Source organism: Streptococcus sp. K0074 (assembly GCF_048843365.1).
GTDB lineage: Bacteria > Bacillota > Bacilli > Lactobacillales > Streptococcaceae > Streptococcus > Streptococcus mitis_BM.
In genome coordinates this window covers 72,501-85,486 of record NZ_CP184836.1, presented here as the reverse complement: position 1 = coordinate 85,486, position 12,986 = coordinate 72,501, and the positions used below count along the sequence as shown (strand labels likewise).

The following is a 12,986-nucleotide window of genomic DNA, read 5'->3' as shown; positions in this document are numbered from 1 at the left end:
ATTGTCGCTCCCTTTTGTCTATTTTTTAAGGAGAAAGTATGCTGATTCAGAAAATAAAAACCTACAAGTGGCAGGCCTTGGCTTCGCTCCTGATGACAGGCTTGATGGTTGCTAGTTCACTTTTGCAACCGCGTTATTTGCAGGAAGTCTTAGACGCCCTCCTTGCTGGAAAATATGAAGCTATTTATAGTATCGGGGCTTGGTTAATTGGTGTGGCCCTGGTTGGTCTAGTTGCTGGTGGTCTCAATGTTGTCCTTGCAGCCTATATTGCCCAAGGAGTTTCATCTGACCTTCGGGAGGACGCCTTCCGTAAAATCCAAACCTTTTCTTATGCCAATATTGAACAATTTAATGCGGGAAATCTAGTCGTTCGCATGACAAATGACATCAACCAGATTCAGAACGTGGTCATGATGACCTTCCAAATTCTTTTCAGACTTCCCCTCTTGTTTATCGGTTCGTTTATCCTGGCGGTTCAAACCCTACCTTCTCTGTGGTGGGTGATTGTTCTCATGGTAGTCTTGATTTTTGGCTTGACTGCTGTCATGATGGGAATGATGGGGCCTCGTTTTGCCAAGTTTCAAACCCTTCTTGAACGCATCAATGCCATTGCCAAGGAAAATCTGCGCGGTGTTCGTGTGGTCAAGTCCTTTGTCCAAGAAAAAGAGCAGTTTGCTAAGTTTACAGAGGTATCAGACGAGCTTCTTGGTCAAAACCTTTACATTGGTTATGCCTTTTCAGTAGTGGAACCCTTTATGATGTTAGTCGGCTACGGGACGGTTTTCCTCTCTATTTGGCTAGTTGCTGGGATGGTTCAGTCGGATCCGTCAGTTGTTGGTTCCATTGCTTCCTTTGTCAATTACCTAAGCCAGATTATTTTTACCATTGTTATGGTTGGATTTTTGGGAAATTCTGTCAGTCGTGCTATGATTTCCATGCGTCGTATTCGAGAAATTCTGGACGCAGAGCCAGCCATGACCTTCAAGGATGTCCCAGATGAAGAGTTGGTCGGAAGTCTTAGCTTTGAAAATGTGACCTTTACCTATCCAATGGACAAGGAACCGATGCTGAAAGATGTGAGCTTTACTATTGAACCTGGTCAGATGGTTGGTGTCGTTGGAGCGACTGGTGCAGGAAAATCAACCTTGGCTCAATTGATTCCACGTCTCTTTGATCCACAGGAAGGGGCTATCAAAATCGGAGGGAAGGATATTCGAGAAGTGAGTGAAGGAACCCTGCGTAAAACAGTTTCTATCGTTCTTCAACGTGCCATTCTTTTCAGTGGAACGATTGCAGATAACTTGAGACAGGGTAAGGGAGATGCTACTCTATTTGAAATGGAGCGCGCAGCCAATATTGCCCAAGCCAGTGAATTCATTCATCGTATGGAGAAAACCTTTGAAAGTCCAGTTGAAGAAAGGGGAACCAATTTCTCAGGTGGGCAAAAGCAAAGGATGTCGATTGCGCGTGGGATTGTCAGCAATCCACGTATTCTGATTTTTGACGATTCGACCTCGGCTTTGGATGCCAAGTCAGAGCGCCTAGTTCAAGAAGCCTTGAATAAGGATTTGAAGGGAACAACAACCATTATCATCGCGCAAAAGATTAGCTCGGTTGTCCATGCAGACAAGATCTTGGTGCTGGATCAAGGACGATTGATTGGTCAAGGCACGCATGCAGACTTGGTTGCCAACAATGCCGTTTACCGTGAAATCTATGAAACACAGAAAGGAAAGGAGGAGTAAAATGAAGACAGTTCAATTTTTTTGGAATTATTTTAAAGTCTATAAGCTATCATTTGTAGTTGTTATCCTGATGATTGTTCTGGCGACTCTTGCCCAAGCCCTCTTTCCGGTATTTTCTGGACAAGCAGTAACGCAGCTAGCTAATTTAGTTCAAGCTTATCAAGATGGCAATCCAGAACTTGTTTGGCAAAGTCTATCAGGAATCATGGTCAATCTTGGTCTGCTGGTTTTGGTTTTATTTATTTCTAGTGTGATATACATGTGTCTCATGACGCGCGTGATTGCAGAGTCGACCAATGAGATGCGCAAAGGCCTCTTTGGTAAGCTTGCTCGCTTGACGGTTTCTTTCTTTGACCGCCGGCAGGATGGCGATATCTTGTCTCGTTTTACCAGTGATTTGGATAATATCCTCCAAGCCTTTAATGAAAGTCTGGTTCAGGTCATGAGCAATATTGTTTTATACATTGGTCTGATTCTTGTCATGTTTTCGAGGAATGTGACGCTGGCTCTCATCACCATTGCCAGCACACCAGTAGCCTTCCTCATGCTGATTTTCATCGTAAAAATGGCACGCAAATATACCAATCTCCAGCAAAAAGAGGTAGGAAAGCTCAACGCCTATATGGATGAGAGTATCTCAGGCCAAAAAGCCGTGATTGTGCAAGGAATTCAAGAGGATATGATGGCAGGATTTCTTGAGCAAAATGAGCGCGTGCGCAAGGCAACCTTTAAAGGAAGAATGTTCTCAGGAATTCTTTTCCCTGTCATGAATGGCATGAGTCTGGTTAATACAGCCATCGTCATCTTTGCTGGTTCAGCTGTACTTTTGAATGATAAGTCTATTGAAACAAGTACAGCCCTAGGTTTGATTGTTATGTTTGCCCAATTTTCACAGCAGTACTACCAGCCTATTATCCAAGTTGCGGCTAGTTGGGGAAGCCTTCAGTTAGCCTTTACGGGGGCTGAACGGATTCAGGAAATGTTTGACGCAGAGGAAGAAATTCGACCTGAAAAGGCTCCAACCTTCACTCAGTTGCAAGAAGGTGTTGAAATTAGTCATATTGATTTTTCATACTTGCCTGATAAACCTATTTTGAAAGATGTCAGCATTTCTGCCCCTAAAGGCCAGATGACAGCAGTTGTTGGGCCGACAGGGTCAGGGAAAACGACTATTATGAATCTTATCAATCGCTTTTATGATGTTGATGCTGGTGGTATTTATTTTGACGGCAAAGACATCCGTGACTATGATTTAGATAGTCTCAGAAGCAAGGTGGGAATTGTCTTGCAGGATTCGGTCTTGTTTAGTGGAACGATTCGAGACAATATCCGTTTTGGTGTGCCAGATGCTAGTCAAGAAATGGTTGAGGTAGCAGCCAAGGCAACCCACATTCACGACTATATCGAAAGCTTACCTGATAAATACGATACTCTTATAGATGATGATCAGAGCATCTTCTCAACAGGACAGAAACAATTGATTTCTATCGCTCGAACCCTGATGACAGATCCAGAAGTTCTTATTCTAGATGAAGCCACTTCAAACGTAGATACGGTGACAGAAAGCAAGATTCAGCATGCCATGGAGGCAGTTGTAGCAGGCAGAACCAGTTTTGTTATTGCCCATCGTTTGAAGACCATCCTTAATGCAGACCAGATTATTGTCCTTAAAGATGGAGAGGTCATTGAACGTGGTAACCACCATGAACTCTTGAAGCTAGGTGGATTCTATTCAGAACTCTATCACAATCAATTTGTTTTCGAATAAGAAAGAAGTTGTCCTATGTGAGCCTACTGAAAAAGTCATTAAATTGATGGCTTTTTTGTTATACTAGAGATGAGGTGAAATAATGCTTGATAATCAGTTAACTATGGATGTCAGTCCTTATTCTAGTTTGTATGATATCGTGGTTCCTAAAACCCACTTTTTACGTCAGCTAACTGAACTCTGTGATTTTAGCTTTATTTATGATGAACTAGAAAAGAATTATCGTCCCGATTTTGGGCGTAAAGCTTATTCACCGATTATGATGTTCAAATATCTCTTGTTAAAAGATATTTATAAGTTATCAGATGTAGATGTGGTAGGACGTTCCTTGTCAGATATGGCCTTTAAATTTTTTCTTGGTCTAGCTCCTGAGGATTCTGTTATCGAGCCATCCTCTTTGACAAAATTTAGAAAGCTAAGAATTAAAGATGATAAACTGCTTGATGTATTGATTCAGAAGTCTGTTCAAATTGCACTCGAACATAACTTGATTAAGAGTAAAATCCTCATTGTGGATGCCACTCACACCAAATCTCATTATAATCATAAGAAACCCCAAGAAATCCTTAGAGAGCGTTCAAAAGCTTTACGTAAAACAATTTATCAACATTCAGAAGATATCAAAATAGAATTTCCAAAGAAACCTCAGGAAGATAACCTCGAAGCAGAGTTGACCTATACAGAGGAATTAATGGCTGTGGTTGAAAAACACGAGGAACTCTTAGCCCTACCGGCTGTGTCTCAAAAGTTCAATTACCTAAAAGAGGCTGTCGAGGACGACTTAGAACACTTGGAAGCTTCTGTTAAGGAGGAGGCTAGGCTTGGACATAAGACAGCCGACAGCTCTTTCTATGGATATAAAAGTCATATCGCTATGACGGATGAACGGATTATTACTGCTTGTGTGGTCACTTCTGGTGAACAAAGCGATGGGAAATATTTACCTGAGTTATATGCCAAAACAAAGGAAAATAGTCTGGACATCGAGACTATTATTGGTGATGCGGCTTATTCAGGAAAGGACAATATTCAACTAGCTCGCAAAGAAAAGATTCATTTGGTGTCAAAACTGAACCCTTCAGTTTCAAAAGGTTACCGTAAAGAAGAGGATGCGTTTGAATTTAATAAAGATGCAGGGCTATTTGTCTGTCCAGAAGGACACATGGCTGTTCGCAAAGCAAGGACAGGGAAAAAATATCAAAATAAGAATCAAGTTGTCACTCATTACTTTGACATTGAGAAGTGCAAGAGTTGCCTTTCCAAGGAAGGATGTTATAAGGAGGGGGCAAAGTCTAAAACTTATTCAATAGCCATTAAGAGTGACGACCATCTTTTCCAGAAGAAATTTCAGGAAACACCTTATTTTAAAGAAATGGCCAGACATCGCTATAAAATCGAAGCAAAGAATGCCGAACTAAAACAGAGACATGGCTTTGATGTCGCGAGAGCATCGGGTCTTTTCAGCATGGAGTTACAGGCAGCCACAACCATCTTCGTGGTCAATATGAAACGAATTATGACCTTAATAAATACAAAATAACCGAGGAACTCGCTCAAATTAACGAGAGATTCCTCGGTTTTCATTTCATTAAAAGTAAGAGACCTATTTTTTCAGTGGACTCTCCTATGTGGGCAGCTTTTTCTTGTCCATAAAAAATTTTTATCACAGCCTTAAAAAAAACATATTAGACGAAAGTCATTTTGAGTGATATGATAGGACTATCGTTATACTCAATGAAAATCAAAGAGCAAACTAGGAAGCTAGTCGCAAGCTGTACTTGAGTACGGTAAGGCGACGCTGACGTGGTTTGAAGAGATTTTCGAAGAGTATTAATATTCGAAAGGAGAGACATCATGGCTAGAACGGTTGTAGGAGTTGCTGCAAATCTATGTCCCGTAGACGCAGAAGGCAAAAACATTCATTCATCTGTATCTTGTAGATTCGCAGAGAGCATTCGTCAAGTCGGTGGTCTCCCTTTAGTCATTCCTGTTGGTGATGAGTCAGTTGTACGCGATTATGTAGAAATGATAGATAAACTTATCTTGACAGGCGGTCAAAATGTCCACCCTCAGTTTTATGGAGAGAAAAAGACCATCGAGAGCGATGATTACAATCTAGTGCGTGATGAATTTGAATTGGCCCTCTTGAAAGAAGCGCTTCGTCAGAATAAACCAATTATGGCAATCTGTCGCGGTGTTCAACTTGTCAATGTTGCCTTTGGCGGAACGCTCAATCAAGAAATCGAAGGTCACTGGCAAGGACTACCTTTCGGAACATCTCACTCTATTGAGACAGTGGAGGGAAGCGTGGTGGCTAAGCTATTTGGGAAAGAAAGTCAGGTCAACTCCGTCCATCGTCAAAGCATTAAAGATGTGGCACCTAATTTCCGTGTAACTGCTATTGATCCAAGAGACCAGACCATCGAAGCGATTGAGTCTATCGATGAGCACCGCATTATCGGTTTGCAGTGGCATCCAGAGTTTCTGGTTAATGAAGAGAATGGTAATTTAGAATTATTTGAGTATTTATTGAATGAACTGTAACGACTGGGACATCTGGTCGTTCTTTATTTTATTTTTTCAAAATTTTTGGAATGTGGGATTTTTACGCAAACGTTTGAATTCTGATAAAAATTGGAGAAATTCGACAAAAAAACTTGAAAAAAACGAAGGTAAGCGTTATGATAGAAAAGAAGAAATATTGGAGGAATAACATGTCACATATTAAATTTGATTATTCAAAAGTTTTAGACAAATTTGTTGCACCACATGAAGTGGAATACATGCAATCACAAGTAACAGCAGCAGATGAATTGATCCGTAAAGGAACTGGTGCTGGTAGCGACTTCTTAGGATGGTTGGACCTTCCTGAAAACTACGACCGTGAAGAATTTGACCGTATCTTGAAAGCTGCTGAGCAAATCAAATCAGACAGCGATGTTTTGGTTGTTATCGGTATCGGTGGATCTTACCTTGGTGCTAAAGCAGCAATCGACTTCTTGAACCACCACTTTGCAAACTTGCAAACAAAAGAAGAACGTAAGGCTCCACAAATCCTTTACGCAGGAAACTCAATCTCATCTACTTACCTTGCTGACTTGGTAGAGTACGTAGCTGATAAAGACTTCTCAGTAAACGTAATTTCTAAATCAGGTACAACAACTGAACCAGCTATCGCTTTCCGTGTCTTCAAAGAACTTTTGGTTAAGAAATACGGACAAGAAGAAGCCAACAAACGTATCTATGCAACAACTGACCGCCAAAAAGGTGCTGTTAAGGTTGAAGCAGACGCTAACGGTTGGGAAACATTTGTTGTTCCAGATGACATCGGTGGACGCTTCTCAGTATTGACAGCTGTTGGTTTGCTTCCAATCGCTGCCTCAGGAGCTGACATCAAAGCCCTTATGGAAGGTGCTAACGCAGCTCGCAAAGACTACACTTCAGATAAAATCTCTGAAAATGAAGCTTACCAATATGCAGCTGTTCGTAACATCCTTTACCGTAAAGGTTATGCAACTGAGATCTTGGTAAACTACGAGCCATCACTTCAATACTTCTCAGAGTGGTGGAAACAATTGGCTGGTGAATCAGAAGGAAAAGACCAAAAAGGTATCTACCCAACTTCAGCCAACTTCTCAACTGACTTGCACTCACTTGGTCAATTTATCCAAGAAGGAACTCGTATCATGTTTGAAACAGTAGTCCGTGTTGACAAACCTCGTAAAAACGTGATTATCCCTAGCTTGGAAGAAGACCTTGATGGACTTGGTTACCTTCAAGGAAAAGATGTTGACTTTGTAAACAAAAAAGCGACTGATGGTGTTCTTCTTGCCCACACAGATGGTGATGTACCAAACATGTACGTGACTCTTCCAGAGCAAGATGCTTTCACTCTTGGTTACACTATCTACTTCTTCGAATTGGCTATCGCTCTTTCAGGTTACTTGAATGCTATCAACCCATTTGACCAACCAGGTGTTGAAGCTTACAAACGTAACATGTTTGCCCTTCTTGGAAAACCAGGATTTGAAGAATTGAGCAAAGAACTTAACGCACGTCTATAATAGAAGAAAAGAGTGGTTTGTCCACTCTTTTTACTCTCTTTATCCATAGAAATTGGACTCAGCCAAGACTTGTGATATAATATAGAGAGCAAAAAGGCAGACGCCTAGAGACTTTATAGGAGAAACTATGTCAAAAGATATCCGCGTACGTTACGCACCAAGTCCAACAGGACTACTACACATCGGAAATGCCCGTACAGCATTGTTCAACTACCTTTACGCACGTCATCATGGTGGAACTTTTATTATCCGTATCGAAGATACTGACCGTAAACGCCATGTCGAGGATGGTGAACGTTCACAGCTTGAAAACCTTCGTTGGTTAGGTATGGACTGGGATGAAAGTCCAGAAACACATGAAAATTACCGCCAGTCTGAGCGTTTGGACTTGTATCAAAAATACATTGACCAACTATTAGCTGAAGGAAAAGCCTACAAATCTTACGTTACAGAAGAAGAGTTAGCAGCTGAACGTGAACGCCAAGAAGCAGCTGGCGAAACACCACGCTACATCAACGAATACCTTGGTATGAGTGAAGAAGAAAAAGCAGCTTACATCGCAGAACGTGAAGCAGCAGGGATCATTCCAACTGTTCGTTTGGCTGTCAATGAGTCAGGTATCTACAAGTGGCATGATATGGTCAAAGGTGATATCGAATTTGAAGGTGGCAATATCGGCGGTGACTGGGTTATCCAAAAGAAAGACGGTTACCCAACTTACAACTTTGCCGTTGTTATCGATGACCACGATATGCAAATTTCTCACGTAATCCGTGGAGACGACCACATTGCTAATACACCAAAACAGCTCATGGTTTATGAAGCACTTGGTTGGGAAGCTCCAGAGTTTGGTCACATGACTTTGATTATCAACTCTGAAACTGGGAAAAAATTGTCTAAACGCGATACTAATACACTTCAATTTATCGAAGACTACCGTAAAAAAGGTTATTTACCAGAAGCAGTTTTTAACTTTATTGCTCTTCTTGGTTGGAACCCAGGTGGAGAAGATGAGATTTTCTCTCGTGAAGAATTGATTAAACTTTTCGATGAAAACCGCCTCAGCAAGTCTCCAGCAGCCTTTGACCAGAAAAAACTAGACTGGATGAGCAATGATTATATCAAGAATGCAGACCTAGAAACTATCTTTGAAATGGCAAAACCATTCCTAGAAGAAGCAGGTCGATTGACTGACAAGGCTGAAAAATTAGTTGAGCTCTATAAACCACAAATGAAATCAGTTGATGAAATTATTCCATTGACAGATCTCTTCTTCTCAGATTTCCCAGAATTGACCGAAGCAGAGTGCGAAGTCATGGCGGGGGAAACAGTCCCAACAGTTCTTGAAGCCTTCAAAGCAAAACTTGAAGCGATGACAGACGATGAATTTGTGACAGAAAATATCTTCCCACAAATTAAAGCAGTCCAAAAAGAAACAGGTATTAAAGGGAAAAATCTTTTCATGCCTATTCGTATCGCAGTTTCAGGTGAAATGCATGGACCAGAATTACCAGATACAATTTTCTTGCTTGGACGTGAAAAATCAATCCAGCATATCGAAAACATGCTAAAAGAAATCTCTAAATAAGAAGGATGAAACAATGGACATCTGGGAAAAGATGTACGAAGAAGCACTGAAACTATACAATCCACATGAAGTATCTGATTTTGTTTATGCTAACCATGTCGTTGCCGCAGTAGAAGCAGAAGATGGACAAATATTTACAGGTTTCTGCATGGAGGGAACCTGTGGTGTTTTCCATCTCTGCGCAGAGCGGGCGGCTCTCTTCAATATGTACCAATTTTCAGGACAAACTAAGGTTAAGAAAGTATTAGCCTTTCGAGACAAAGCACCTTATGGTGGAAGTTCAGGAATGCCCTGTGGAGCTTGTAGAGAATTCCTCTTAGAGATGAACGCTGAAAATAAAGATGCAGAAGTCATGATGGACTATGATACAAGAAAGACAGTTAAAGTCGCAGAACTAATGCCCTATTGGTGGGGAGAAGAACGTGCTTCTAAGTTTGATAAATAATAAAAGAGTCAGTTCAATTCTGGCTCTTTTATTATAAGTTGAAAAAGTCGATTTGAAAAAAATGAAAAAAATTAGAAAAAGTAGTTGACAAGTCAGAAAAAGTCGGTATAATAGTAAGAGTTGAAAATAACAACTCTGGTCCGTTGGTCAAGGGGTTAAGACACCGCCTTTTCACGGCGGTAACACGGGTTCGAATCCCGTACGGACTATGGTATGTTGCGGTTGGAACACTTGATGAAAAAAAGTTTAAAAAAGTTTCAAAAAAGTGTTGACAAGCGAAAGCGACTGTGATATACTAATATAGTTGTCGCTTGAGAGAAGTGAGTGACAAAGACCTTTGAAAACTGAACAAGACGAACCAATGTGCAGGGCACTACAACTAAGGTTGTAGTACTGAACAATGAAAAAAACAATAAATCTGTCAGTGACAGAAATGAGTGAGAACTCAAACTTTTAATGAGAGTTTGATCCTGGCTCAGGACGAACGCTGGCGGCGTGCCTAATACATGCAAGTAGAACGCTGAAGGAGGAGCTTGCTTCTCTGGATGAGTTGCGAACGGGTGAGTAACGCGTAGGTAACCTGCCTGGTAGTGGGGGATAACTATTGGAAACGATAGCTAATACCGCATAACAGTAGATGTCGCATGACATTTGCTTAAAAGGTGCAATTGCATCACTACCAGATGGACCTGCGTTGTATTAGCTAGTTGGTGGGGTAACGGCTCACCAAGGCGACGATACATAGCCGACCTGAGAGGGTGATCGGCCACACTGGGACTGAGACACGGCCCAGACTCCTACGGGAGGCAGCAGTAGGGAATCTTCGGCAATGGACGGAAGTCTGACCGAGCAACGCCGCGTGAGTGAAGAAGGTTTTCGGATCGTAAAGCTCTGTTGTAAGAGAAGAACGAGTGTGAGAGTGGAAAGTTCACACTGTGACGGTATCTTACCAGAAAGGGACGGCTAACTACGTGCCAGCAGCCGCGGTAATACGTAGGTCCCGAGCGTTGTCCGGATTTATTGGGCGTAAAGCGAGCGCAGGCGGTTAGATAAGTCTGAAGTTAAAGGCTGTGGCTTAACCATAGTACGCTTTGGAAACTGTTTAACTTGAGTGCAAGAGGGGAGAGTGGAATTCCATGTGTAGCGGTGAAATGCGTAGATATATGGAGGAACACCGGTGGCGAAAGCGGCTCTCTGGCTTGTAACTGACGCTGAGGCTCGAAAGCGTGGGGAGCAAACAGGATTAGATACCCTGGTAGTCCACGCCGTAAACGATGAGTGCTAGGTGTTAGACCCTTTCCGGGGTTTAGTGCCGCAGCTAACGCATTAAGCACTCCGCCTGGGGAGTACGACCGCAAGGTTGAAACTCAAAGGAATTGACGGGGGCCCGCACAAGCGGTGGAGCATGTGGTTTAATTCGAAGCAACGCGAAGAACCTTACCAGGTCTTGACATCCCTCTGACCTCTCTAGAGATAGAGATTTCCTTCGGGACAGAGGTGACAGGTGGTGCATGGTTGTCGTCAGCTCGTGTCGTGAGATGTTGGGTTAAGTCCCGCAACGAGCGCAACCCCTATTGTTAGTTGCCATCATTCAGTTGGGCACTCTAGCGAGACTGCCGGTAATAAACCGGAGGAAGGTGGGGATGACGTCAAATCATCATGCCCCTTATGACCTGGGCTACACACGTGCTACAATGGCTGGTACAACGAGTCGCAAGCCGGTGACGGCAAGCTAATCTCTTAAAGCCAGTCTCAGTTCGGATTGTAGGCTGCAACTCGCCTACATGAAGTCGGAATCGCTAGTAATCGCGGATCAGCACGCCGCGGTGAATACGTTCCCGGGCCTTGTACACACCGCCCGTCACACCACGAGAGTTTGTAACACCCGAAGTCGGTGAGGTAACCGTAAGGAGCCAGCCGCCTAAGGTGGGATAGATGATTGGGGTGAAGTCGTAACAAGGTAGCCGTATCGGAAGGTGCGGCTGGATCACCTCCTTTCTAAGGATAAGGAACTGCGCATTGGTCTTGTTTAGTCTTGAGAGGTCTTGTGGGGCCTTAGCTCAGCTGGGAGAGCGCCTGCTTTGCACGCAGGAGGTCAGCGGTTCGATCCCGCTAGGCTCCATTGGTGAGAGATCACCAAGTAATGCACATTGAAAATTGAATATCTATATCAAATAGTAACAAGAAAATAAACCGAAAACGCTGTAGTATTAATAAGAGTTTATGACTGAAAGGTCAAAAAATAAGGTTAAGTTAATAAGGGCGCACGGTGGATGCCTTGGCACTAGGAGCCGAAGAAGGACGTGACAAACGACGATATGCCTTGGGTAGCTGTAAGTAAGCGATGATCCAGGGATTTCCGAATGGGGGAACCCAACAGGTACTACCTGTTACCCGCATCTGTTAAGGATGTGAGGAGGAAGACGCAGTGAACTGAAACATCTAAGTAGCTGCAGGAAGAGAAAGCAAAAGCGATTGCCTTAGTAGCGGCGAGCGAAACGGCAGGAGGGCAAACCGAAGAGTTTACTCTTCGGGGTTGTAGGACTGCAATGTGGACTCAAAGATTATAGAAGAATGATTTGGGAAGATCAGCCAAAGAGAGTAATAGCCTCGTATTTAAAATAGTCTTTGTACCTAGCAGTATCCTGAGTACGGCGGGACACGCGAAATCCCGTCGGAATCTGGGAGGACCATCTCCCAACCCTAAATACTCCCTAGTGACCGATAGTGAACCAGTACCGTGAGGGAAAGGTGAAAAGCACCCCGGGAGGGGAGTGAAATAGAACCTGAAACCGTGTGCCTACAACAAGTTCGAGCCCGTTAATGGGTGAGAGCGTGCCTTTTGTAGAATGAACCGGCGAGTTACGTTATGATGCGAGGTTAAGTTGAAGAGACGGAGCCGTAGGGAAACCGAGTCTGAACAGGGCGAATTAGTATCATGACGTAGACCCGAAACCATGTGACCTACCCATGAGCAGGTTGAAGGTGCGGTAAGACGCACTGGAGGACCGAACCAGGGCACGTTGAAAAGTGCTTGGATGACTTGTGGGTAGCGGAGAAATTCCAAACGAACTTGGAGATAGCTGGTTCTCTCCGAAATAGCTTTAGGGCTAGCGTCGACATTAAGATTCTTGGAGGTAGAGCACTGTTTGGGTGAGGGGTCCATCCCGGATTACCAATCTCAGATAAACTCCGAATGCCAATGAATTATGGTCGGCAGTCAGACTGCGAGTGCTAAGATCCGTAGTCGAAAGGGAAACAGCCCAGACCACCAGCTAAGGTCCCAAAATAATTGTTAAGTGGAAAAGGATGTGGGGTTGCACAGACAACTAGGATGTTAGCTTAGAAGCAGCTATTCATTCAAAGAGTGCGTAAT

The 12,986-nt window shown here is 43.1% G+C and carries 7 protein-coding genes, 2 tRNA genes and 2 rRNA genes (1 of these 11 only partly in view); all 11 read left to right on the top strand.

Features of this window, described 5'->3' with window-relative positions; genetic code table 11:
- Positions 1-38 precede the first annotated feature (38 nt).
- Complete coding sequence (gene patA, locus ACN076_RS00545) at positions 39-1,745, top strand: multidrug efflux ABC transporter subunit PatA (protein WP_420789965.1); 1,707 nt, start codon at positions 39-41, stop codon at positions 1,743-1,745.
- A gap of 1 nt (position 1,746) precedes the next feature.
- Complete coding sequence (patB, locus tag ACN076_RS00540) at positions 1,747-3,513, top strand: multidrug efflux ABC transporter subunit PatB (RefSeq protein WP_371491928.1); 1,767 nt, start codon at positions 1,747-1,749, stop codon at positions 3,511-3,513.
- An 82-nt stretch (positions 3,514-3,595) separates the two neighbouring features.
- Complete coding sequence (locus ACN076_RS00535; protein ID WP_101786106.1) at positions 3,596-5,053, top strand: IS1182 family transposase; 1,458 nt, start codon at positions 3,596-3,598, stop codon at positions 5,051-5,053.
- Positions 5,054-5,367: 314 nt separating this feature from the next.
- Positions 5,368-6,057 (top strand): gamma-glutamyl-gamma-aminobutyrate hydrolase family protein, encoded by a 690-nt coding sequence (locus ACN076_RS00530; RefSeq protein WP_420789964.1) that lies wholly within the window; start codon positions 5,368-5,370, stop codon positions 6,055-6,057.
- 170 nt (positions 6,058-6,227) lie between these two features.
- On the top strand, positions 6,228-7,577 hold the full coding sequence (locus ACN076_RS00525) for a glucose-6-phosphate isomerase (RefSeq protein ID WP_000018268.1): 1,350 nt from the start codon (positions 6,228-6,230) through the stop codon (positions 7,575-7,577).
- Positions 7,578-7,704: 127 nt separating this feature from the next.
- Positions 7,705-9,165, top strand: coding sequence for a glutamate--tRNA ligase (gene gltX / locus ACN076_RS00520; RefSeq protein ID WP_261091572.1), 1,461 nt, complete (start codon positions 7,705-7,707; stop codon positions 9,163-9,165).
- Between the two features lie 13 nt (positions 9,166-9,178).
- Positions 9,179-9,610: a cytidine deaminase family protein gene (locus ACN076_RS00515; RefSeq protein ID WP_049510431.1), complete on the top strand. Its 432-nt coding sequence runs from the start codon at positions 9,179-9,181 to the stop codon at positions 9,608-9,610.
- Between the two features lie 137 nt (positions 9,611-9,747).
- Positions 9,748-9,819: transfer RNA gene (locus tag ACN076_RS00510), tRNA-Glu, on the top strand.
- 243 nt (positions 9,820-10,062) lie between these two features.
- Positions 10,063-11,608 (top strand): 16S ribosomal RNA (locus tag ACN076_RS00505).
- Between the two features lie 51 nt (positions 11,609-11,659).
- Positions 11,660-11,732: transfer RNA gene (locus ACN076_RS00500), tRNA-Ala, on the top strand.
- A gap of 124 nt (positions 11,733-11,856) precedes the next feature.
- Positions 11,857-12,986, top strand: a 23S ribosomal RNA gene (locus ACN076_RS00495); it runs 1,771 nt beyond the window's last position.
- The 16S and 23S rRNA genes sit together here with 2 tRNA genes alongside, the layout of an rRNA operon.